Annotated in this window: 19 protein-coding genes, 1 tRNA gene and 1 pseudogene; 19 read left to right on the top strand and 2 right to left on the bottom strand. The window is 61.2% G+C overall.

What is annotated here, in order from left to right; genetic code table 11:
• From WA928_RS02870 to WA928_RS02805, 14 genes and pseudogenes are all read left to right on the top strand, one after another.
• Entirely contained in the window at positions 1–639 is a 639-nt protein-coding gene (locus WA928_RS02870; protein WP_350379787.1) for a cbb3-type cytochrome c oxidase subunit II, read from the top strand.
• On the top strand, positions 636–1220 hold the full coding sequence (locus WA928_RS02865) for a c-type cytochrome (RefSeq protein ID WP_424299248.1): 585 nt from the start codon (positions 636–638) through the stop codon (positions 1218–1220). Before WA928_RS02870 ends, WA928_RS02865 begins: the two co-directional genes overlap by 4 nt.
• 15 nt (positions 1221–1235) lie before the next feature.
• Positions 1236–1892 (top strand): SCO family protein, encoded by a 657-nt coding sequence (locus WA928_RS02860; RefSeq protein ID WP_424299245.1) that lies wholly within the window; start codon positions 1236–1238, stop codon positions 1890–1892.
• Positions 1889–2614: a hypothetical protein gene (locus tag WA928_RS02855; RefSeq protein ID WP_424299242.1), complete on the top strand. Its 726-nt coding sequence runs from the start codon at positions 1889–1891 to the stop codon at positions 2612–2614. The genes WA928_RS02860 and WA928_RS02855 overlap by 4 nt, the downstream gene beginning before the upstream one ends.
• Positions 2615–2626: 12 nt before the next feature.
• A complete protein-coding gene (gene coq7, locus WA928_RS02850) occupies positions 2627–3301 on the top strand; it encodes a 2-polyprenyl-3-methyl-6-methoxy-1,4-benzoquinone monooxygenase (protein ID WP_424299239.1) in 675 nt (224 codons plus the stop codon).
• 358 nt (positions 3302–3659) lie between these two features.
• Positions 3660–5114: an NADP-dependent succinate-semialdehyde dehydrogenase gene (gene gabD, locus WA928_RS02845; protein WP_424299236.1), complete on the top strand. Its 1455-nt coding sequence runs from the start codon at positions 3660–3662 to the stop codon at positions 5112–5114.
• 192 nt (positions 5115–5306) lie between these two features.
• Positions 5307–6389 carry an MraY family glycosyltransferase gene (locus tag WA928_RS02840; protein ID WP_424299609.1) on the top strand — a complete coding sequence of 361 codons (1083 nt, stop codon included), beginning with the start codon at positions 5307–5309 and terminating at the stop codon, positions 6387–6389.
• A gap of 42 nt (positions 6390–6431) precedes the next feature.
• Positions 6432–7706: a Vi polysaccharide biosynthesis UDP-N-acetylglucosamine C-6 dehydrogenase TviB gene (gene tviB, locus WA928_RS02835; protein WP_424299233.1), complete on the top strand. Its 1275-nt coding sequence runs from the start codon at positions 6432–6434 to the stop codon at positions 7704–7706.
• Between the two features lie 11 nt (positions 7707–7717).
• On the top strand, positions 7718–8743 hold the full coding sequence (locus WA928_RS02830) for an SDR family oxidoreductase (protein WP_417275927.1): 1026 nt from the start codon (positions 7718–7720) through the stop codon (positions 8741–8743).
• On the top strand, positions 8743–10131 hold the full coding sequence (murJ, locus tag WA928_RS02825; protein WP_417275928.1) for a murein biosynthesis integral membrane protein MurJ: 1389 nt from the start codon (positions 8743–8745) through the stop codon (positions 10129–10131). The genes WA928_RS02830 and murJ overlap by 1 nt, the downstream gene beginning before the upstream one ends.
• On the top strand, positions 10112–11239 hold the full coding sequence (locus WA928_RS02820) for a glycosyltransferase family 4 protein (RefSeq protein ID WP_424299228.1): 1128 nt from the start codon (positions 10112–10114) through the stop codon (positions 11237–11239). Before murJ ends, WA928_RS02820 begins: the two co-directional genes overlap by 20 nt.
• Positions 11240–12394 carry a glycosyltransferase family 4 protein gene (locus WA928_RS02815; protein WP_424299225.1) on the top strand — a complete coding sequence of 385 codons (1155 nt, stop codon included), beginning with the start codon at positions 11240–11242 and terminating at the stop codon, positions 12392–12394.
• Positions 12282–13409: pseudogene (locus tag WA928_RS02810) on the top strand (glycosyltransferase); the annotation flags it as partial. The gene WA928_RS02815 and the pseudogene WA928_RS02810, both read left to right, overlap by 113 nt.
• A 330-nt stretch (positions 13410–13739) precedes the next feature.
• On the top strand, positions 13740–14849 hold the full coding sequence (locus tag WA928_RS02805; RefSeq protein ID WP_424299606.1) for a glycosyltransferase family 4 protein: 1110 nt from the start codon (positions 13740–13742) through the stop codon (positions 14847–14849).
• 4 nt (positions 14850–14853) lie between these two features.
• Here the strand turns inward: WA928_RS02805 and WA928_RS02800 are convergent, their stop codons facing one another.
• Positions 14854–16239, bottom strand: a complete 1386-nt coding sequence (locus WA928_RS02800; RefSeq protein WP_424299223.1) for a phosphomannomutase/phosphoglucomutase — start codon at positions 16237–16239, stop codon at positions 14854–14856.
• Positions 16240–16384: 145 nt separating this feature from the next.
• Here WA928_RS02800 and WA928_RS02795 point away from each other — a divergent pair, with 145 nt between their 5' ends.
• A complete protein-coding gene (locus tag WA928_RS02795) occupies positions 16385–17803 on the top strand; it encodes an FAD-binding oxidoreductase (protein WP_424299220.1) in 1419 nt (472 codons plus the stop codon).
• Positions 17804–17845: 42 nt separating this feature from the next.
• Here WA928_RS02795 and mutM read toward each other — a convergent pair whose 3' ends face one another.
• On the bottom strand, positions 17846–18673 hold the full coding sequence (gene mutM / locus WA928_RS02790; protein ID WP_424299217.1) for a bifunctional DNA-formamidopyrimidine glycosylase/DNA-(apurinic or apyrimidinic site) lyase: 828 nt from the start codon (positions 18671–18673) through the stop codon (positions 17846–17848).
• A gap of 85 nt (positions 18674–18758) precedes the next feature.
• Between mutM and WA928_RS02785 the strand changes: the two genes are divergently transcribed.
• From WA928_RS02785 to WA928_RS02770, 4 genes are all read left to right on the top strand, one after another.
• Positions 18759–20531 carry a tetratricopeptide repeat protein gene (locus tag WA928_RS02785; RefSeq protein ID WP_424299214.1) on the top strand — a complete coding sequence of 591 codons (1773 nt, stop codon included), beginning with the start codon at positions 18759–18761 and terminating at the stop codon, positions 20529–20531.
• Positions 20528–21109: an outer membrane lipoprotein LolB gene (locus WA928_RS02780; protein ID WP_424299211.1), complete on the top strand. Its 582-nt coding sequence runs from the start codon at positions 20528–20530 to the stop codon at positions 21107–21109. The genes WA928_RS02785 and WA928_RS02780 overlap by 4 nt, the downstream gene beginning before the upstream one ends.
• A 43-nt stretch (positions 21110–21152) precedes the next feature.
• Positions 21153–22067 (top strand): 4-(cytidine 5'-diphospho)-2-C-methyl-D-erythritol kinase, encoded by a 915-nt coding sequence (gene ispE / locus WA928_RS02775; RefSeq protein ID WP_424299604.1) that lies wholly within the window; start codon positions 21153–21155, stop codon positions 22065–22067.
• Between the two features lie 6 nt (positions 22068–22073).
• A tRNA-Gln gene (locus WA928_RS02770) sits at positions 22074–22150 on the top strand.
• The last annotated feature ends 74 nt before the right edge of the window (positions 22151–22224 follow it).

Below are 22224 nucleotides of genomic sequence, written 5' to 3'. Positions count from 1 at the left end.
ATGGAAAGCGAATACAAACTCCTTAGTGGGGCGATGGTGACCCTCGCCCTGGCCACGGCCACTCTGGTTGTGCTGCCCTATATGCAGCTGTCGGATGTGCAGCCCTCCGAGGGCCTCAAGCCCTACACCGAGCAGCAACTGCGCGGCCGTCAGGTTTACATCGAGATGGGTTGCGTCTATTGCCACTCGCAACAACCCCGCAGCCAGTCAATGGCGCCCGACTTCCAGCGTGGCTGGGGCCGCGCACCCGTGGCCGGCGACTACTACTACGATCATCCTCACCTCCTGGGTACGATGCGTACGGGGCCTGACCTCTTCAATATCGGTGCGCGCCAGCCCAGTGTCGACTGGAACCTCGGACACCTCTACGAGCCCCGGGCCTATACCCCGGGCAGCAACATGCCGGCGTTTCCGTTCATGTTCAAGCTCAAGGACAAAGCCGAAGCCGGCGATAAGGTGGTCAATCTGCCGCCCGCCTACGCCCCTGCCGATGGCCGTGTGGTCGTTGCCACCCCCGAGGCACTGGATCTTGTGGCATATCTGATCGGTCTGGATCACACGTATCCGGTTCATCCTGATGCCCAGCTTCCCAAGCTGCCAGAGCAGCCGGCAGCCAAGGCCGAAGGAGATAAGAAATGAGCAATAAATATACGCAGCAGCGTCGCGAGCAACCCGAGCCTGTCGAGGGTAGCCGGCCGATCCCCAAGCTTGTCCTGACCATCATCGGCGTTTTGCTGGTGTGGGCTGTCTGGCATCTGTATGCGTCCTATACTCCCATGCCTCCCTCTGTGGGTGACGACCGCGTCATGGCTGATTTTGCCGTGCCGGCCAAGGCCGATGGCGGCCAGCTGTACACCGCCAACTGCGTGGCATGTCACCAGGCTAGTGGGGCAGGTATCCCCGGTGTATTTCCTCCCTTGTCCAAATCCGAATGGGTGGATGCCAAGGATCCGGGCGTTATGGTACGTATTGTGCTGCACGGCATCCATGGCCCGCTGACGGTCGAAGGTGTCAAGTACAACGGCGAAATGCCGCACTTCCAGGATAAGTTCTCCGACGAGGAAGTCGCTGCCATTGTCAGCCACGTGCGCACCAGCTTTGGTAATTCTGCGTCCACCATCGATGCCTCGTTTGTGGCCAAGGTGCGTGAAGAAAGCAAAGGCCAGACCACTCCCTGGAAAGGCGACGAAGATCTCCGCCCCATGCTCGAGAAAAAGTAAGCAGGCGGTTTCGTCATGCGGTGGGTGATTTCCCTGGTTGTTGCATTGGCTGCGGGGGTGGGGGTGTTGTTTGGCCTCACCAACGGGTTCACCGCCCTGACCGCCGAAACCGCCCGCCGTCAGGATATCCAGGTTCACCCGCGTGAAATTCCTTCAGCACGGGTGCTGGCGGATTCTGGCCAGCAGCACTCCTTGCGTCAATTGCTTCATGACGATGGCCGAGTCGCCATCGTCAATTTTTTTTATGCACGATGCATTTCTCTATGTCTGGCACAGGGCTCACTGACCGAGCGTCTGCAAGACGCCATCAAGGCCGAGGGGCTGCAAGACAGGCTGCGCCTGATCAGCCTGAGCTTCGATCCTCGGGACGATGCCCAGGATCTGGCACGTTACTCGGTGCGCATGGGGGCTGATCCAAAGGTGTGGCAGTTTTATACCCTTGAAGACCCAATTCAGCGCAAGGCCATACTGGATTTGTTCGGGATCGTTGTGGTGCCCGCCCCGCTGGGTGAGTTCGAGCACAATGCGGCATTTCATGTGGTGACACCAGGTGGTCAGCTGGTGCGGGTCGTGGATCTTGATGATCCGGGTTGGGCGCTCAAGGCGGCCAAATCTGCCTTGGCAGCTGTGCCCGGTGCGGCTTCCAGTCCGGGTGCCGGGGGGCAACCATGAAGATCGGGCAGAGCCTGATGACTGTCCAGGGGCAGCGGGTAGCGTGTCTGCTGGCGGCCGTGGCCTGCGCGGGTGTTGCCCTGGGCTTTCATGATGCCCTGACTGCGCTGATGAGTCTGCACATGCTGGTGCAGATCCCGTTGTTAGTGCTCTCCGGCCTGTTTGCAGAGCTTGCCATCAACCCTCCGGCGGTACACGAGGCGCAGTCGTCGGCCTTTCAGGGCTCGGCGGCGTTGGCAAGCCCAATAGGGCCTGGCGCGGCACAGGGTCCGGTGCCGGCCCAAAGACAGCCGCGGCCAATGTGGCAGCCCACGTCGGGGCGCCGGATCCGTTGGTCATGGAACGCCTACGGGATCCCGGGGCTGTTGTTTGTCAGCCTGGTGGGGGCGGGGTGGATGATCCCCAAGGCACTGGATGATGCGCTGGTCGATTGGCGTGTGGCGGCTTTCAAGTATATTGGCTTGCCCTTGTGCGGCGGCTTGCTGAGTGCTTCGGTGCGCCGCGCCAATGTCGTCATCAAACTGTTCTTCTTGGGCAATTTTTGCTGGATGAGTGCTATCGTCGGGATGGTCTATCTGGATCAGCCCATTCGTCTGTGTAATGCATACTTGCAGGATGATCAGATTTGGGCCGGGCGTGGCCTGATTGCACTGGCCATTGTGTTGCCCTCATGTTGGCTGCTGGTTGCACTCAAGCCCATCTGGCGGTTTCTGAGTCGTTAAAAGGATTGCTGTATGACTTCCTCTCCCACTTCTTCAGGGCCTTGGCAGCGCCGTCGCACCTTCCTGGATCAGTTGCTGGCCGAAGGCGGGCGCGCCTTGCAGGTGCTTGATGGCAGCGTACCGCATGATCGCGCGTATCCCGCTGGGCTTGTGAACCCAGACGATCCAGCTCTGTCCTCAGACGAATCGCGCCACAGTGCGGGCCTTATGAGAGTCAATCACGTGGGTGAAATCTGCGCGCAGGCCTTGTATCGCGGCCAGGCTTTGCTGTGCCGCGACGAGAGCATCCGCGCGGTGTTGTACCAGGCGGCCGCCGAAGAAGTGGATCATCTGGCCTGGTGCCGTCAGCGCCTGGACGAGCTTCAAAGCCGGCCCAGCATACTGAATCCCCTGTGGTATGCGGGTTCGTTTGGCCTGGGCCTGGCGGCCAGCCGGGCAGGAGTGCCCCATAACCTGGGCTTTATGGCCGAGACCGAGCGTCAGGTAGAGGAGCATCTGGATGGGCACCTGAGTACGCTGCCCGAGCATGACCATCGTTCAAGGCAAGTTGTCACCCAGATGCGCGATGACGAGATCGGCCATCGTGCCACGGCAGAGCATCACGGGGCCGCCCCCTTGCCGGCGCCGGTACGTTGGGCGATGCGGCTGATGTCCAAGGTCATGACCACCAGTGCCTATCGAATCTGATGATTGGGCCCAAAAGCGGAGAAGGATTACCCTTGTTTGCCCGTAGTTTGTGTTGAAAAAGCAACAAACCTATGGCTGTCATCTATTGACATCAAATAATTCTTGCAACGCAACAATACCTGTTTATATAATTTGATTATCGGATGTCGCAAGGTGATTGCAGCGGGAAAACCCTCAACATCACCGGCTCAGGCCCCAGGCCTTCGTAGCCCGACATGCCCAGGTTGTCTCCTCCACCCTCCTCCTTTGGTGGATTTAGCTCAAGATCTTCGGATCTTGGGCTTTTTTTTGTCTGTTTGGTGGCCACATCTGAAATGACCTAAAGTGTTTATCTATTCAATGAACACGGAGGATCGATATGTTTTCACTGAAAAACCCCGATCTCCTGCGTCAGCAGGCGTACCTGGATGGTCGGTGGTGCGATGCAGATTCAGGCGAGGTGATCACCGTCAACAACCCGGCCACGGGTGAAATTATCGGCAAGGTGCCCTATATGGGCGCGGCCGAAACACGCCGTGCCATCGAGGCCGCCGAGCGCGCCTGGGCGAGTTGGCGTGTCAAGACAGCCAAAGAGCGCGCGGCGGTGCTGCGGCGCTGGTTCGAGCTGATGACAGAAAACGCCGAGGATCTCGCCGTCATCATGACGGCCGAGCAGGGCAAGCCGCTTAAAGAGTCTCTCGGAGAGATTGCCTATGGTGCAGCGTTTCTGGAATGGTTTGCCGAGGAAGGCAAGCGTGCCTATGGTGATGTGATCCCCAGTTATGCCGCCAACCGGCGCGTGGTGGTGATCAAAGAGCCCGTTGGCGTATGTGCGGCGATTACCCCATGGAATTTCCCGTCTTCCATGATCACGCGCAAGGCGGGTGCTGCGCTGGCGGCAGGGTGTCCGTTGGTGGTCAAGCCAGCCGGCCAAACGCCGTTTTCGGCACTTGCGCTGGCGGTATTGGCGCAAGAGGCAGGCGTGCCTGCCGGTGTGTTTTCGGTGCTGACAGGCAACTCTGCCGAGATCGGCGCCGAGATGACCTCCAACGAACGGGTGCGCAAGATGTCCTTTACCGGCTCTACCGAGGTCGGCCGGTTGCTGATGAAGCAATGCGCACCCAGCATCAAGAAACTCTCGCTTGAGCTTGGCGGCAACGCACCCTTTATTGTGTTTGATGATGCCGATCTGGATGCGGCGGTTGAAGGCGCCATTGCCAGCAAATATCGCAACACCGGCCAAACCTGCGTGTGCACCAACCGCTTTTATGTGCAGGATGCTGTCTATGATGCCTTCAGCCAGAAGCTGGTAAAGGCCGTAGAAGGCCTGCGCGTGGGCAATGGGCTGGATGAAGGCATCACCCAGGGGCCCCTGATCGACGAAAAGGCGCTGGCCAAGGTCAAGGAGCATATCGCCGATGCGGTCTCCAAGGGCGGGCGGGTGCTAACCGGGGGCAAGCCTCACTCGCTGGGAGGCACGTATTTTCAGCCCACTGTGCTGGCAGACGCACGCGACACCATGATGCTGGCCAACGAAGAAACCTTTGGCCCGGTGGCCCCCTTGTTCCGGTTCTCGGATGATGCCGAAGTCATCCGGATGGCCAACGACACCGAGTATGGGCTGGCGGCCTACTTTTATAGCCGGGATATTGGCCGTGTCTGGCGGGTGGCCGAGGCGCTGGAGTACGGGATGGTTGGCATCAATACGGGCCTGATCTCCAACGAGGCTGTCCCGTTTGGTGGCGTCAAGCAATCCGGGCTGGGGCGTGAAGGTTCTCATTACGGTTTGGACGAATACCTGGTCGTCAAATATCTGTCGATGGTCATCGCCTGATCGCGCCTCCATCCCCTGTTTTCAAGGGGATGGAGGCGTTTTGTTTCTGCTTTTGTTGCATCTGTATCTTTGTCGCAACGGCACAAGTTACAAATTTGGTCGATAATCTCGTTTTGTCTATTCGGGATTGCCTTGAACGCCTCCAGTCTGTCCGCATCACTCAGCTGGCCCTTGATCGGGGTAGTGGCCTTCATGGTGGGTGGTCTCATCGTGGCGTCCGAGCGTTGGCACGGCCGTTTCACGGGCGACACCGATATGCACAAGCCCCAGGCAATGCACAAACGTGCCGCGCCGCGGGTAGGGGGGCTTGCGCTGGTTGCCGGCAGTCTGGCCGGTTTGCTGGTGTTGGGGCCACGCAACATGACGCTCACCTGGCTATGGCCCGCCCTGTTTGTGGCGGCCTTACCGGTGTTTGTAGCCGGCCTCCTCGAAGACATCACCAAAGATATCGGCTCGGGCAAGCGCCTATTGGCGGCTTTTATCTCGGCGGGGATTGCCTGGTGGTTGTTGGGCGGAGTGTCGCGCGTCGGGCTCTCGTGGGCCGACAGCATCCTCTCCAGCTGGCCGATTGTGTCGCTGGTGTTCACCATGATTGCTGTGGGCGGATGTACGCACGCGCTTAATATCGTGGATGGCATGAACGGCCTGGCGGGCATGATTGCCACCCTGATGGCGGTGTCATTGGCGCTGGTGGCGTGGCAAGTGCAGGATGTGCCCATCTTTTTGATCTCCACGGCGCTGGCTGCTGCCACTCTGGGCTTTCTCGCCTGGAATTTCCCTTTCGGCCGGGTATTTCTGGGTGATGGTGGCGCGTACTTTTTAGGGTTTATGCTGGCCGAGCTGGCTGTACAGCTGGTGGTGCGCAACCCCGGTGTATCGCCTTTTTACGCGCTGGCAGTGTTGTTTTATCCTGTCTTTGAAACTCTGTTTTCAATCTGGCGGCGCAAGTTCAAGCGCGGGGTGCCGGTGGATCAGCCTGATGCCCTGCATTTGCACCAATTGGTCTTCCGGCGTCTGGTGCGCATTACCTTCAGCCGCGACCGCCGTCATGCCGTACCGGCCTTGTGCAACGCCATGACATCCCCGTACCTGTGGGTGCTGGCCCTGATTGGTCTGGTGCCTGCCACTTTGTGGTGGGACAACGCCTGGATACTGTGCCTCAGCATGGGTGTCTTTGCCGCGGTCTATATCTGGTTGTATGTGCGCCTGGTCACATGGCGCAGACCCCGCTGGTTGCTGTTGCCCTCGCTTGGGCGCCGGGACCGCCATGATTAACAATCCTTCGATTACTACGGCATGTTTGCCGGGGAGAAATGCATGAATATTCAGGACGTCCGCCTGGCCGTTGTGGGCCTGGGCTATGTAGGTCTGCCGCTGGCGGTTGAATTCGGCAAGCAGCGTGACGTGCTGGGCTTTGACATCAATGCGCGCCGCATCGAAGAACTGCGCGCTGGTCAGGACCATACCCTCGAGGTCTCCGGCCCCGAGCTTGCTGAGGCCACGCAGCTGCATTATTCGGCTGATCCGGCCGAGCTTGCCAGTGCCAACGTCTTCATTGTCACGGTGCCCACGCCTATCGACCAATACAAGCAGCCTGACCTGACCCCTCTGGAGCGTGCCAGCGAAACCATTGGCCGCATCCTCAAGCGCGGTGACATCGTCATCTACGAATCCACGGTGTATCCCGGGGCCACCGAAGAAGTCTGTGTGCCGGTGCTTGAGGCCACGTCGGGCCTGAAATTCAATGTAGATTTTTACGCGGGCTACAGCCCCGAGCGCATCAATCCCGGTGACAAACAGCACCGGGTGTCCACGATTCGCAAAGTAACTTCGGGCTCTACCCCCGAAGTTGCCGACATGGTGGATGCGCTCTATTGTCAGATCATTACGGCGGGCACGCACAAGGCGTCTTCCATCAAGGTGGCCGAGGCTGCCAAGGTGATCGAAAACACCCAGCGTGATGTCAATATTGCCCTGATCAACGAGCTTGCCCTGATTTTCAATCGGCTGGGCATCGATACATTGGATGTGCTTGAAGCGGCGGGCACCAAATGGAATTTCCTGCCGTTTCGCCCAGGCCTGGTGGGCGGCCACTGCATCGGCGTCGATCCCTACTACCTGACGCACAAGGCGCAGTCGATCGGCTATCACCCCGAGATCATCCTTGCGGGCCGCCGGCTTAACGACTCCATGGGCGGTTATGTGGTGTCCCAGCTGGTCAAGGCCATGACCAAGCGCCGCATCCAGGTGCAGGGTTCACACGTGCTGGTGATGGGGCTGACGTTTAAAGAAAACTGCCCTGATCTGCGCAATACACGGGTGGTGGATATTGTGCGCGAACTTCGTGAGTACAGCATAGATGTGGACGTCTACGACCCTTGGGTTGATCCGGCCGAAGCCAACCACGAATACGGTCTGACGCCGATCGATCAGCCGGCCGCGGGTGCCTACGACGGTATCATTTTGGCCGTGTCTCACCAGCAGTTTGCTGCGATGGGGGCACAGGCACTGCGCGCCTTGGGCAAGCCTGAACACGTGCTGTACGACCTCAAATACGTGTTGGCTGCCGACGAATCCGATCTGCGTCTCTGAGGAGAACCGTCATGACAACCCGTTTTGAGACGGTGCAGGCCGAGCTGCAGGCCAAGCCGCACACCTGGCTGGTCACTGGCTGCGCCGGCTTTATTGGCTCCAATCTGCTTCAGGCGCTGCTGACGCTGGATCAAACCGTGGTGGGGCTGGATAACTTCTCCACGGGTTACCAGCACAATCTCGACGAAGTGCAGTCGCGCGTCACGCCGGCCCAGTGGGAGCGGTTTCGTTTCATCGAGGGAGACATCCGCGAGCTGGAAACCTGCCGTCAGGCAGTAGAAGGCGTGCAGCATGTCCTGCATCAAGCGGCGCTGGGATCTGTACCGCGCAGCCTGAAAGACCCCCTCACCACCAATGCCGTCAACGTGGGCGGCCAGCTCAATATGCTGCTGGCTGCGCGTGATGCCCAGGTGCAGTCGTTTGTCTATGCCGCTTCCAGCTCTACCTATGGCGACCATCCAGGCTTGCCCAAGGTCGAGGATCGGATTGGCAAGCCTTTGTCCCCCTATGCGGTTACCAAGCTGGTCAACGAACTCTACGCCGATGTATTTGCCCGGGCCTATGGGTTTCAGGCCGTGGGTCTGCGGTATTTCAATGTGTTCGGGCAACGTCAGGATCCAGACGGCGCCTATGCTGCGGTCATTCCCAAGTGGGTGTCTGCCATGATCCGCAACGAAGAAGTTGTGATCAACGGCGATGGCGAGACCAGCCGCGACTTCTGCTATATCGATAACGTGGTGCAGGCCAATTTGCTGGCTTCTCTGGCGGGCGCCGAGGGGGTCAATCAGGTGTACAACGTGGCTTTCAACGCCCGTACCAGCCTTAATCAGCTGTTTGCCTACCTGCGCGATACGCTCGGGCGCAACGGGGTGGCTTATGCACGAGAGCCCCGCTATGGTGATTTTCGCGCCGGTGACGTCCGTCATTCGCAGGCGGATGTCAGCAAGGCGTATAGCCTGCTGGGCTACGAGCCCCGCTACGACATCCTGAGCGGTCTGGAGATCGCCATGCCCTGGTACATCCAGTTTCTGCGCTGATGTCCTTTTTGATGCGCCGGCTGGCGGCCCTGCACGCCGATCACCGGCGGATCGCGCTGGGGGCGGCACGGGTTGCATTTTTTCTCCTGATGGGCAAGGCGGTGGGTGCCTTCAAGGAGATGGCCGTTGCTTACCGTTATGGCATCAGCGACGTGGTCGATGCCTATCAGTTCACCCTGACACTGGCTAATTGGCTGCCCGTTACCCTGGTGGGCGCGTTTTCTGTGGTGTTGATTCCTGCGCTGGTGCGCAGCCGCCGTGGTTCTACGCATCAGCATGGCCGTTTCTTGGGCGAGCTTCAGGCCTGGGCACTGGCGCTGGGGCTGCTGCTTGCGCTTGTGCTGGTGCTTGCCTGGCCCTGGGTGCTGGAGATTGCCGGCCAAGGGTTGTCGGCAAATGTTCAGGGCATGAGCCAGCTGCTGATTTTGGGCTTTGCGCCCGCCGCCTTGTTCACTATCACCACCGGCCTGAGTGCCGCCCGGTTACGGGCGCACGAGCGGCATATCAATACACTGCTCGATAGCCTGCCCGCCCTGATGATTTTGCTCTGGGTGCTGGCAGCGCCCGCCGGTGCAGGGGTGATGCCCCTGCTATGGGGAACCCTGCTGGGTTACGCCTTGCAGGCGTTCTTCCAGCGGCTCCTGGCGCAGCGGGCTGATGCCGTGTCAACGCCGCTGCATCTGAGCCAGCAGGCGCCGCAATGGTCTACCCTCGCGGCGGCAGCCGGCATCATGCTGATTGGACAATTGGCAATGAGCTTTGTTGGCCCAATCGACCAATACACGGCTGCCCAGCTGGGCCAGAACGCCAATGCCACGCTGGGGTATGCCGCCCGCCTGCTGTCCCTGATGATAGGCCTGGGAGCCGCGTCGGTGGGTCGTGCCGCCTTGCCTGTGCTGGCCGACATCCAGGGCAGGGGCGATGCCGCGCACGCGCGCGCCATGGCACTGAAATGGTCGGCGGTGATGCTGGTGATCGGGGCAGTGGTGGTTGTGCTGGGCTGGTGGCTGGCACCCTGGCTAGTGTCGGTGCTGTTTGAGCGCGGGGCCTTTGGCGCACAGGATACGCAGGCCGTGGCTCATGTACTGCGCTGGGGCTTGCTGCAGCTGCCGTTTTTCTTTGGTGTGCTGATTTTGGTGCAGTTGCTGGCCAGCCAGAACCGATACCGGTGGATGGCGGCAATTGCCGTCCTTAATTTTCTGCTCAAGGCATTCCTCAACACCGTGCTGGCCCCCCGGATGGGCGTGGCCGGTATCATGCTGGCCACCAGTGCCATGTATGCGCTGTCGTATACGGCGTATTTGGTGCTGGCACTGCGGGCTGCGCCTGTGGCCGGCACGCCGCGGCGCTCCAAGAGAAACCCGGATAATGAAACAGACCCAGATTGATTTGATGATTGTGATTCACTCTCTGCGCGGCGGCGGGGCCGAACGCGTGGCGGTGGATATGGCTGCCTATTGGCAGGCACGGGGATGTCGCGTGGCCTTGGTGACGCAAACCACTGCGGATCAGGATGCCTATCCGATCCCCGAAGGGGTGGTTCGCTACGCGCTGGGACTGGCCGCCAACAGTCGCGGGATGGTGGCTGCTGCCTGGGGCAACTGGCGCCGCTACTGGGCCTTGCGCCGGCTGATTCGTCGTCATCGCCCGGATGTTGTCCTGGGGATGATGACGCGCGGTTCGGTGATGGCGGTGATGGCGGGGCGCGGGGCAGGTTGCCGCATTATCGCCACCGAACACACGCATCCGCCCATCCAGCGCCTGCCGCAAGCCTGGCAGAAGTTGCGGCAACGCACGTACCCGCAGGCGGATGCCGTGGTGGCCCTGACGCGCGGCACGGCCGACTGGCTGGGTGCCCATCTGCCCGGGGTACAGGCGCAGGTGATCCCCAATGCAGTGCACTGGCCACTGGCGGATGAGGAGCCCCGTGTGGTGCCCCCTCAGGTGCCCGGGCGTCTGCGCCTCCTGGCCGTTGGACGCTTGCATCCCGTCAAGGGCTTTGATTGTTTGCTGCGGGCCTTTGCCCAGCTGGCGCGCGTCTACCCCGAGTGGGATCTTACGATTTTGGGCGAGGGGCCAGAGCGCGCTGCGCTTGAATCCTTGCGTGACGAACTGGACCTGGCCGATCGGGTACAGTTGCCTGGGCGCGTAGGCAATATGGCAGCCTGGTATGCCGCTACCGATGTTTATGTGCTCAGCTCCCAGGCCGAGGGCCTGTCCAACACCTTGCTGGAGGCCATGGCTAGTGGCTTGCCTTGTATCGCCTTCGATTGTGATACTGGGCCACGCGAAATTATTCGCGAAGGTATCGATGGCGTGCTGGTACGCCCGGTGCAGGATGCCGAAGCCCTGGCAGGGCATCTGGGGCAACTGATGTCCGATCCCGCATTGCGCAGCCGGTTGGCCAGCCGTGCCACGGATGTCCGCGACCGTTTCTCGACAGCCCGTATCATGGCCTTGTGGGAGCAGGTCTTCGAGGGCGAAAAGGTGAACTGAATGCACACCCTGTTTTTGGTCAGCTCGATGCATGGCGGTGGCGCAGAGCGCGTGGCGGCTACACTGGCCAATGCCTGGGTGGCACGCGGAGACCGTGTGACTCTGGTGTGTTGTTATTCCGGGCGCGGTATTTGCCTGCAGCCGCTGGATGATCGCGTCAAGCTGCTGTGGCTGGCCGATCAGCTGCGCGGGCCGGCACTCTTCAGGCCCATCAGCAAGCTTCTGGCCCTGCGCCGCCTGGCCCGTCGGTTGCAACCCAATCGGGTGCTCTCTTTTCTGACCAACGTCAATGTCTCCACTTTACTGGCCAGCCGTGGCCTGCAACTGCCCGTGGTGGTCAGCGAGCGCACCGATCCTGCTTATAGCGTCAACCTCGAGCCTGCTTTGCGTTATTTGCGCCGCCTGAGTTATCCGTGGGCACATCAGGTCGTTGTACAAACTGCCGCTGCCAGCGGGCATTTGAAACAAGTGGCCCCCCGGGTGCGTCGCATTCAGGTGATTCCCAATCCCCTGCCACAAGGGTTGCCGCCGGCGCGGCAGACAGAGCCTGCTGGTCCGCGATTTCGGTTGGTGGCGCTAGGGCGTTTTAATCCGGTCAAGCAATTTGATCGCCTGATTGCAGTGTTTGCCACCTTGGCCCCCCAGTTTCCCGATTGGGATTTATGCATCTGGGGGGATGGGGCTCAACGCCAGGCCTGCCAGGCTCAAGTGGATGACCTTGGCCTCTCTGGGCGGGTGCAGTTACCGGGTTTCAGCACGACACCCTGGCAAGATTTGCTGACAGCCCATGTGTTTGTGCTGAGTTCTCGCGTCGAGGGGTTTCCCAATGCCTTGCTTGAGGCCATGGCCCTGGGTTTGCCCTGTGTGGCGCTGGATTGTCCGTCGGGGCCAGCCGAGTTGACGCAGGAAGGCGCCGTAGCCACACTGGTGCCGCTGGACGATGACACTGCGCTGGTGGCTGCATTGCGGCTGCAGATGCAGGCCTCTCCGGCACAACGGACGGCCAGCGGCCAACAGGCGGCGGCCTCGGTGCGCGCACGCTATGGCTTGCCGGCCATTTTGCAGGCGTGGGATGCACTTTGGACCCCAAGCGCAATACCAGAGGGTAAGCACGCGACCCCAAATACCGATCATGGAAACCACAATGATACGTGAACCCCAGCCGGCTCACACCGAGGCTCATCCCGTGGATGAGGCGCAAGCATCCGCCTCAGGCCCAGTCACCTTGCAGGTGATGCATATCATCTCCGGGCTGCTGCATGGCGGGGCGGAAACCGTCCTGCAGCGTCTGGTGACGGCACCTCAAGCCGGTGTCCGACACACGGTTGTCTCGATGCGGGGTGAAGGCGTGATGGGGGGCACACTGCGGGATGCCGGTATCGAAGTCATCTCTTTGGACATGCAGGGGCTTGCCGGGTCGATTCGCGGCCTGTGGCGGCTGTATCGGCTTTTGCGTCAGCGCCGCCCCGATGTGGTGCAAACCTGGATGTATCACGCCGACCTCATTGGTGGCGTGCTGGCCCGTCTGGCTGGGATCCGTGCCGTGGCCTGGGGAGTGCGCAACTCGGGTGTCAGCTTGGCTGAAAGCAGCCGTTCTTCACGGATTACCGCGTGGTTTTGTGCTCGCCTGTCTGGCTGGGTGCCCGGTGTCATTGTTATGTGCGCGCGCCGCGCCGCCGAAGTGCATTGTGGCTGGGGATACCGGGCGGATCGCGTGCTGGTCATCCCCAATGGCTATGATCTTTCACGCTGGCACCCAGATGAATCCGCGCGCCAGGCCTGGCGCGAACAATGGCAGGTGCCGCAAGACAGCGTCCTGCTGGGGTGTGTGGCCCGCTGGAATCCGCTTAAAGATCACCATAATTTGTTGGCTGCACTGGCATTGCTGCAAGGCCGGCAGGCCGGTCTGCACTGCGTGCTGGTTGGCCTGGGCATGTCTCGAGACAATGCGGATCTGGTCGCTTTGGCGCGCCAGTATGGGGTCCTGGATCAACTGGTATTCCTTGGACGCCGGGACGACGTGCCAGCCTTGATGCCTGCTCTGGATATCCATGTGCTCTCCAGCAAGGCTGAGGGGTTTCCCAATGTGGTTGCCGAGGCCATGGCCTCGGGGGTGGCTTGCGTGGTCACCGACGTGGGCGATGCGGCTGCCATCGTGGCGGAAGATGGCTGGGTGGCTGCCCCGCAAAACCCTGTCGCACTGGCCGATGCCATTGATCAGGCCGTGCAGGCGGTACGCCAGCCGCAATGGGTGCAGCAACAGACCCACGCACGCCAGTCGGTGGCGCAGCGCTTCAGCCTCGAAGCCATGGTGGATCGTTACCACGTGGTGTGGCATCGCCTGGCGGCGGATTTTCCCAATGCGCCCGGTGCACGGCCTGCTGCTTGGGCACCGTCAGCCACCGTGCAGGCGGGACACACGGCTTCGACATCTTCTGCCGCAGGGGCCTCACATGCCACCACTGCGTCCTCGGTTGAGGGCTCGGGGCGGCCCCGGCGCCTGCTGTTTTTCATCACCAACCCCGCTTTCCTGGTGTCGCATCGCCTGCCCGTTGCCCTGGCGGCCCAAGCGGCTGGCTACGAGGTGCATGTCGCCTCGATGGGCGGCCCGGCAGTGGCGCAGCTACAGACATTAGGGCTTACGCATCATCAGTTGCCGCTCTCGCGCACCAGCATGCGGCCCTGGACAGAAGCCCGCAGCTTGTGGGCGATCTGGCGTTTGTTTCGTAATCTGCGACCCGATCTCGTTCATGTCGTTACCCTGAAATCCGTGCTGTACGGTGGTATCGCCAGCCGCCTGGCCGGGGTGCCCGCCCTGGTGGCCGCGATTTCCGGCCTTGGATATGTGTTTATTCAGGGCTCAGGGTCGCGGCACCTGCTTAAACGGCTGGCGTTATTGCTCTATCGCTTGGCGCTGGGACAGCGCCGCAGCAGGGTGATCTTTCAAAACGCAGCTGATCGCGACGTCTTGCTGGATGCCCATGCGGTGCGGCCAGAGCAGGTTGTCATGGTGCGGGGCTCCGGGGTGGATCTGGAAAAATTTTCGCCAACGCCCTGGCCCGATGGCCCGGTTACCATTGCCATGGCCACCCGCCTGTTGCACGACAAAGGTGTGCGCGAGTTTGTCGACGCCGCGCGTCTGTCGATGTCCCGAGGTGACGGGCTGCGCTGGCGGCTGGCTGGCAGCCTGGATCCCGAGAATCCCGCGTCTGTCGGTGCGCATGAACTGCAGGCCTGGCAGGCCGAAGGCGTGATCGACTACGTAGGCGAGTGCACGGATGTGGCCGCTTTTTATGGTGCTGCGCATATCGTCACGCTGCCTTCCTATCGCGAGGGCTTGCCCAAATCCCTGATCGAAGCCGCCGCTTGCGGCCGGCCCATTGTGACAACCGACGTGCCGGGTTGTCGGGATGCCATCGAGCCCGGCGTTACTGGATTGCTGGTGCCGGCCCGCGATGCGCAGGCCCTGGCTGATGCGGTGCAACGTTTGGCGGCCAACCCCGAATTGCGCGAGCGCATGGGGGCTGCCGGGCGCGATTTGGCCGAGCGTGATTTTGGCCTGCAAACCATCGTCCAGGCGCATCTGGATGTGTATGAGGCGCTGGCCTGAGGGTTTAAAACGGCAGCTTGCACCCTGGCAGCAGGGCGTCAATCGCGGTGCGAAACTCGTTTTGGATGCGTGACAGGGCTTCGGGGGTGTCGCCCTCGAAGCGCAGCACCACCACCGGAGTGGTGTTGGATGCCCGTGCCAGGCCGAAGCCGTCGGGGTACTCGGCGCGGATGCCGTCGATGGTGATGCGGTCGATGGCTGTGGGAAACTGCCCTTCGGTTTGCAGACGTTTGACAAAGGGATGCGGTTCGCCTTCGTTCATGGCCAGCTTGAGCTCGGGTGTGGAGAGCCCCTGTGGCAGGGATTCCAGCAACTGGCTGGGGTTGTTGCTGGCAGACAAAATCTCCAGTAGCCGTGCGCCTGCATACAGGCCGTCGTCAAAGCCAAACCAGCGTTCCTTGAAAAACAGGTGGCCGCTCATTTCGCCGGCCAGTGGGGCGCCGGTTTCTGCCAGCCGCGCCTTGATCAGGGAATGGCCGGTTTGCGACATCAGCGGCACCCCGCCGGCCTGGCGGATGGCCTGGCCCAGATGGCGGCTGCATTTGACGTCGTAAATAATGGATGCACCAGGCTGGCGCTGCAAAATATCGCGGGCAAACAACACCATCTGGCGATCGGGCCAGATGATTTCGCCCGAGCGGGTGACGACACCCAGCCGGTCGGCATCGCCGTCAAAGGCCAGGCCCAGCTCGCAATCGGTGCTTTGCACGTGGTGGATCAGGTCTTGCAGGTTTGCTGGCTCGGCGGGATCCGGGTGGTGATTGGGAAAATGCCCGTCGACGGTGCAGAAGAGCTCGTCGACGGTGCAGCCCAGGGCTCGGTATAGGGCCCCAGCCGCCACGGCGCCTACGCCATTGCCGCAGTCGATGGCAATATGCATGGGCCGTTTCAGCCGGACATCCTGGCAGATACGCTGGATGTAGGTATCAACAAGATCTTGCTTGTGTGCCTGGCCGCTTGCCATGTTGGCGGGGGCCTGGATATTGACCATACGGTTATGCAGGGCCTGGATGTCTGCGCCATGCAGGGTGCGCCCGGCCATCATCAGTTTGAAGCCGTTGTAGTCGGGCGGATTATGGCTGCCCGTGATAGCCACCCCTGAGCCGCAACCATCGACGTGGGCTGCAAAATAGACCAGGGGGGTGTGCACCAGCCCGAGATCGGTGGTGTGGATGCCGCCGGCGTGCAGGCCGGCTTGCAAGGACTGCGACAGTGACGGGCTGCTGAGCCGGCCGTCGTGGCCCACCACCAGCCGGGTGACGTTTTCGAGGTGTGCCTGGGCCGCCAGGGCCAGCCCCAGATTGTAGGCAAACACATCATTGAGCTGATCCGGGACGGTTCCGCGGATATCGTATGCTTTGAAGACGGAGGCAGGTAGGGCAGGGGTCACGGCGGTTCTCGAGATGAACAGACAGGCGCTGACGACCAAAGGTACACCCTGATGACAAGGCCTCTGTGGGTGGCCAGCGGCAAACAACCCTATTATCGCCGATTACAATGGCAGCTTCCGGACATGGTTTAGGGATTGGCAAAACATGGATCATCTGGTCGAGTTGCAGGCGCTGGTGGGTGCTTCGCAGGTTCTGACAGGCGCAGACGCGGAGGCCTTTGAGGTTGATTGGCGTGAGCGCTACCGTGGCCGTGCCCGCGCCGTGGTGCGGCCGGGCAGCACCGATGAAGTCGCAGCCGTTGTGCGCTATTGCGCACAAGCGGGCATTCCAGTGATCCCCCAGGGTGGCAATACCGGCTTGTGTGGTGGCGCTACCCCTGACAACTCAGGCCAGGCCGTTATTTTGTCATTGCAGCGGCTCAATCGCGTGCGCGGCATCGATACCGAAAACGACACCATGGATGTCGAAGCCGGCTGCATTTTGCAGTCGGTGCAGCAGGCGGCCCGCGAGGCCGGGCGCCTGTTTCCGCTTAGTCTGGCTGCCGAAGGCAGCTGCACCATTGGCGGCAATCTTGCCACCAATGCCGGTGGCACGCAGGTGTTGCGCTACGGCAATATGCGCGAGCTCACACTGGGGCTGGAGGTCGTCACTGCTCAGGGCGAAATCTGGCACGGCCTGCGGGGCCTGCGCAAAGACAACACGGGCTACGATCTACGCGATCTGTTCATCGGTAGCGAGGGCACGCTTGGGGTCATCACGGCCGCCACACTCAAACTGCATCCCTTACCGGTGGCGCGTTGCACGGCTTTGTTGGCGCTGGATTCAATCGCCGCCGCCATCGACATGCTGGCGCGGGCGCGGGCAGGCCTGGGGCCGGCACTTACCGGCTTCGAGCTCATGGCAGGCAACTGTCTGCAGGAGGTGGCCCGCTGCTTTCCGCAGCAGCGGATTCCCTTCGAAGGTGCTTCGGCCCAACTGCCCTGGTTTGCCTTGCTCGAGCTCTCCGACAGCGAGTCTGAAGCCCATGCGCGCGAGCGTTTCGAAGTTGTCATCGGCGAGGCCCTTGAAGCGGGTGTGGTGCAGGATGCCGTCATTGCAGAGTCCATGGCGCAAAGTCATGCCTTGTGGCATCTGCGCGAAAGCATCCCGCTGGCCGAAAAAGAATCCGGCAAAAGCATCAAGCACGATGTATCCATCCCGGTATCCCGGATGGCCGAGTTTGTCGAACAAACCAATGCCGCCCTGCAGGCAGCATTTCCTGGCATCCGTCATGTCATTTTCGGGCATCTCGGCGATGGCAACCTGCATTACAACGTCGCACGCGGCGCCGATTGGGCCGAAGGCCAGCTGCTGGCCCGCCAGGATGACGTCTATGCGCTGGTGCATGCGCGCGTCCATGCCGTGGGTGGGTCGATCAGTGCCGAGCATGGGGTGGGGCAGCTCAAGCGCGATGCCTTGCCTCAGTTCAAGGATCCCGTCGAGATGGCGCTGATGCACCAGATCAAGGCCGCCCTGGATCCTCAGGGCATGTTCAACCCCGGCAAGGTCTTGCAGGCTCAATAATCATCCAGCGGGCTGTCGTCGCGGTGTGCCGGGTGGGTAGGGTCAGCGTTTTTGGCAACCCGGGCAAAAGTACGTGGCACGCTGCCCCTGGATAATGCGGCGGATCAGGCTGCCACAGCGTGGGCAGGGCTGGTTCTGGTGCTCGTACACCGCTGCGTGCAATGTAAAGTAGGCGCCCGGGGTGCCTTGGGCATTGACATAGTCACGCAGGGTACTGCCACCGGCGTCCAGGGCCTGGGTTAGTGTCGTCTGGATGGCGGCATGCAGCCGTACGCTTTTGGGGCGCGAAATCCGGCTGCCCGGTGTGCGTGGGTCGATTCCTGCCAGAAACAAAGACTCTGATGCGTAGATGTTGCCCACGCCCACCACGATCTTGCCCGCCAGCAGCAGGGGCTTGATCGCTTGCCTGCGTCCCTGCAGCCCTGCGTGCAGTCGCTCGGGGGTAAAGCCTGGGTCAAAGGGTTCGATGCCCAGATTTGCCAGCAAAGGGTGTTGTGCCAGTGGGCCGTCGGTTTCAGGATGCCACAGCACCGCGCCAAAGCGGCGGGGGTCGTGCAGCAAAAACCGGGCATCATCAAAGCACCATTCCACGTGGTCATGTTTGCGCAAGGGCTCATCCAGCGGCACACGGCGCAAAGACCCCGACATTCCCAGATGAACAATCTGGGTGCCGTGTTCAAAGCGGATCAGCAGATACTTGCCGCGGCGCTCGCAGGCCAGCACGGTGCGGTTTTCCAGGAGACCCGGCAGATCCGGCGGGATGGGCCAGCGCAGGCGGCTTTCGTGGACTATCAGTTGCCGCAGGGTGCGCCCCGGCATAACCGTGGCGATTCCGCGACGTGTGGTTTCGACTTCTGGCAGTTCAGGCATGGCGGGGTGATAAGATCCTCTTTCGATGAAGCAATTTTGCCACCAGACGCGGGCGTTTCTCGCGTTGCGGCCCTGGTTACCGCTGATGAGACTCTCCGCTTCCGTATTACCCGTGGTGCTGGCCTTGGCTGCTGCGCAGGATACTGCTTGGGCAGCCAATCTGCCTAGCCCTGCAGAGTCCGTCGAAACCATCCGGCTGCGCGCAGGCGAACCCCCCGACGTCTCGCTTACCCCAGATCTTTTGTTTCGCATTCTGGTGGCCGAGCTCTCAGCCCAGCAGGGAAACTATAACGATTCTGCCCAAGAGCTTCTTGGTCTGGCGCGAGACACACTCGATCCGCGCCTTGGGCAGCGTGCCTTTCAGATGGCCATGACTGGCCGCAACCTGGCGCTTGCGCTACAAGCCGCACGTCAGTGGGCCACACTCGACCCCAATAATCCTGAGGCGGTGGCCGCCTCGCTGGCGCTGTCTGCATCCAGTGGCCAAACGGATGGTCTGGCCCACACGCTGGCGCGCCGCATCGCGGTGGCCGACGATAAAGACGGGGCGATCGTGCAAGCGGCTGGTATCGTTTCCAAAATGACCGACAAGCGCCTGGCCCTGGATGTGCTCGATAAAGCTCTGGTTGATGTTGTCAAAACCTCCTCACTGGCCCATCTGGCCTTGTCGGATGCCGCCTGGGCGGCAGGCGAGCCGCGCCGTGCCGTAAACGAGGCCTATCAGGGCCAGGCCCTGGATCCGGATTCTCCGGATGCGGCGCAACGCATCCTGGAGTATGGCTTGCGGGTAGAACCCCGCCAGGCGCTGGGGGATACTTACGCCTATCTGGCCAAGCACCCGGATCAGCGCTCCCTGCAGCTACTGCTGGTCAGCCGGCTGACTTCGCAGGGGCAGTTTGACGAAGCCCTTCGGCAGTTGGGCGAGATGCGCCAACGCACCCCCGAAGATTTTGATCTTCTCTATACCGAGGCCGAAGTCAACGCCCGGGCAGGGCGCTACGAGGCAGCCAGGGGCTTGCTTAATGAATACATCCTGATTCAGCAGCAGCGCCGCAAGAGTGTGGCCGATGGTGCCAGTACAGCGCAGGCCGATGTTTCGGACGCGCGTTTGCTGCTGGTGCGGATTGCCGAGCGCGAGGGAAACCTCAAAGAGGCTATTCGCCAGTTGCAGTCCATCGACGAGCCTTCCCTGCGGTTCCAGGCGCAGACACATATCGCCGTGCTGTATGGCAAGCTGGGCAATCTTGCCCAGGCCCGGGCCGTATTGGATGCCATCAAGCCCGTGGATCGTCGCGAACGTGCTGTGGTGCAGCTGACGCTTGCATCTATTTACCGGGATGCCGGGCGCACCGACGAGGCTGTCGATGTCCTGAAAGCCGCCGACCTCGAAATGCCTGATACCTCAGAGATCAAGTACGACCTCGGGATGCTGCTGCATGCGCAGGGTAAAACGGCAGAGTTCGAAGCCCTGATGCGGCGTGTCATCGAGCTTGAGCCGGACAACGCCAATGCGTATAACTCGCTGGGCTACACCTATGTCGAGGCCAATCGCAATCTGCCCGAGGCGCGCGACCTCCTCGAGCGAGCCCTCGATCTGGATCCGGACAACGCCTATATCCTGGATAGTGTGGGCTGGTATCTGTTTCGTACGCGCGACTATCAAGGCGCGCTTGAGTACCTGCGCCGCTCCTATGATCAACTGCAGGCTGCTGATGTCGCCGCGCATCTGGGCGAAACGCTCTGGATGCTCAATCGTCGTGCAGAGGCCCGGCGTATCTGGGCAGAAGGCCTGCGCTCTGATCCCGACAATGCTGCGCTTCAGGACACCTTGCACCGTCTTGGAGTCAAGCTGCCATGACACTGTTTTCTTTTTTGCGCGCATTGCGCGGAGCACTGGCGCTGGGTTTTGTGATGTGGCTTGCGGGTTGCGCCACACCGGCCCATATTCAGGGGACAGGGTCGGCCTTTGATCGCATCGGCCGGTTTGCTGTCAATTTGCAGCCCGTGGCGCAAAGCCCTTATGCCGCCCAGGGTGGGTTCTCCTGGCGTGATAGTCGCGATACCTTGCAGCTGGATCTCAGCAATCCGCTGGGCAGCGTGCTGGCCCGTATTCATGTCACACCGCAGCGCGCCGTGCTTCAGCGCGCAGACGGCAGCAGCGAATCCGCACCATCTCCGGATGCACTGCTGACGCAGGTGTGGGGGCATCCCATGCCCGTGTCGGGCCTGCGCAGCTGGATTCAGGGCCGCACCACGCCCAACCATCCAGTGCAACAGGTACAGCGCGACCCCCAGGGCCGTCTGCAGGCTTTCCAGCAAGATGGCTGGCAGGTACAGCTGTCTGATTACGATGCACAAGGGCCCTTGCGGGTGCGTTTGTCGCGTCATGACGACCAAGGCCAGTGGCGTTTGCAACTGGTGATGGGTCGCGATTAAGTCTGTGTCCGGCCATCCCGATCCATCCCCTGTCAGCCCCCGTTTGGCCGCCCGCGCGCCGGCCACTGCGCTATACGACGTCCCGGCACCCGCCAAGCTCAACCTGTTCTTGCATGTCACCGGGCGCCGTGCGGATGGCTACCACCTGTTGCAGACTGCCTTTCGCTTTATCGATCTGCAGGACAAGTTGTTTTTTGAGCGTACCTCGGACGGCCGGGTTGTCCGGGAGGGCGAGGGCCTGGTGGGTCTGGCGGCCGAGCAGGATCTGGTCTTGAGGGCTGCCTTGCGCCTGCAGCAGGCTACGGGCACATCGTACGGAGCCCGCATCCGTTACCAAAAAAGTATCCCTGCCGGTGGTGGCCTGGGTGGCGGCTCAAGCGATGCGGCCACGACCCTGCTGGCACTTAACCGTCTCTGGGGTACAGGGCTTGATCGCACCGCCCTCCTGCGTCTGGCGCTGCCCCTGGGGGCGGATGTGCCGGTGTTTGTGTTTGGCCAGAATGCCTTTGCGCAGGGCATTGGCGAAGACCTCCATCCTTTGTCGATGCCGCCCCAGGCGTATTGGGTGGTACGCCCAAAGGTGCATACCGACACAGTTGGCATTTTTCGGGATCCTGATTTGACAAGAGATTCAGAATCGGTAAAAATCTCGGTCTTTGCTGATTGGCAAACACGTCATAGCAGCCTATTTGGCTGCAACGATCTTCAGCCTGTCGCGTGTCGGCACCACCCCATGATTGCCAGGGTTCTTGTGGCAATGCATGATGCGGGGCTTGACGCCCGAATGACTGGCTCGGGTTCTTGTCTGTTTGCGCCGTTTTCTGATGTCCGGCAAGCCCGGATGCAGCAAAACCGGATAATCGGTAAAATAAACAACCTGCCTGATGTGGCGATCGAAAACACCTGGGTTTGCCAGGGGCTTGATGATCATCCGCTTCGGGGTTGGGTAGTGGATTAATACTGCTGGGGAATCGCCAAGCTGGTTAAGGCACTGGATTTTGATTCCAGCATGCGAAGGTTCGAATCCTTCTTCCCCAGCCATACTTCCATTTCAGACATTTGTTTCAGGCTGTTGAGTCGGTCCCGCCGGGCACTGGTCAACAGCCTTGTCATTT

The organism is Castellaniella sp. (assembly GCF_049651205.1).
Taxonomy (GTDB): domain Bacteria; phylum Pseudomonadota; class Gammaproteobacteria; order Burkholderiales; family Burkholderiaceae_B; genus Castellaniella.
This window is presented reverse-complemented; position numbering and strand designations above follow the sequence as displayed.

Coding starts and splice junctions, on each gene's coding strand:
- WA928_RS02870 (WP_350379787.1), top strand. CDS start 1: ATGGAAAGCGAATACAAACTCCTTAGTGGGGCGATGGTGACCCTCGCC.
- WA928_RS02865 (WP_424299248.1), top strand. CDS start 636: ATGAGCAATAAATATACGCAGCAGCGTCGCGAGCAACCCGAGCCTGTC.
- WA928_RS02860 (WP_424299245.1), top strand. CDS start 1,236: ATGCGGTGGGTGATTTCCCTGGTTGTTGCATTGGCTGCGGGGGTGGGG.
- WA928_RS02855 (WP_424299242.1), top strand. CDS start 1,889: ATGAAGATCGGGCAGAGCCTGATGACTGTCCAGGGGCAGCGGGTAGCG.
- coq7 (WP_424299239.1), top strand. CDS start 2,627: ATGACTTCCTCTCCCACTTCTTCAGGGCCTTGGCAGCGCCGTCGCACC.
- gabD (WP_424299236.1), top strand. CDS start 3,660: ATGTTTTCACTGAAAAACCCCGATCTCCTGCGTCAGCAGGCGTACCTG.
- WA928_RS02840 (WP_424299609.1), top strand. CDS start 5,307: ATGGTGGGTGGTCTCATCGTGGCGTCCGAGCGTTGGCACGGCCGTTTC.
- tviB (WP_424299233.1), top strand. CDS start 6,432: ATGAATATTCAGGACGTCCGCCTGGCCGTTGTGGGCCTGGGCTATGTA.
- WA928_RS02830 (WP_417275927.1), top strand. CDS start 7,718: ATGACAACCCGTTTTGAGACGGTGCAGGCCGAGCTGCAGGCCAAGCCG.
- murJ (WP_417275928.1), top strand. CDS start 8,743: ATGTCCTTTTTGATGCGCCGGCTGGCGGCCCTGCACGCCGATCACCGG.
- WA928_RS02820 (WP_424299228.1), top strand. CDS start 10,112: ATGAAACAGACCCAGATTGATTTGATGATTGTGATTCACTCTCTGCGC.
- WA928_RS02815 (WP_424299225.1), top strand. CDS start 11,240: ATGCACACCCTGTTTTTGGTCAGCTCGATGCATGGCGGTGGCGCAGAG.
- WA928_RS02795 (WP_424299220.1), top strand. CDS start 16,385: ATGGATCATCTGGTCGAGTTGCAGGCGCTGGTGGGTGCTTCGCAGGTT.
- mutM (WP_424299217.1), bottom strand. CDS start 18,673: ATGCCTGAACTGCCAGAAGTCGAAACCACACGTCGCGGAATCGCCACG.
- WA928_RS02785 (WP_424299214.1), top strand. CDS start 18,759: ATGAGACTCTCCGCTTCCGTATTACCCGTGGTGCTGGCCTTGGCTGCT.
- WA928_RS02780 (WP_424299211.1), top strand. CDS start 20,528: ATGACACTGTTTTCTTTTTTGCGCGCATTGCGCGGAGCACTGGCGCTG.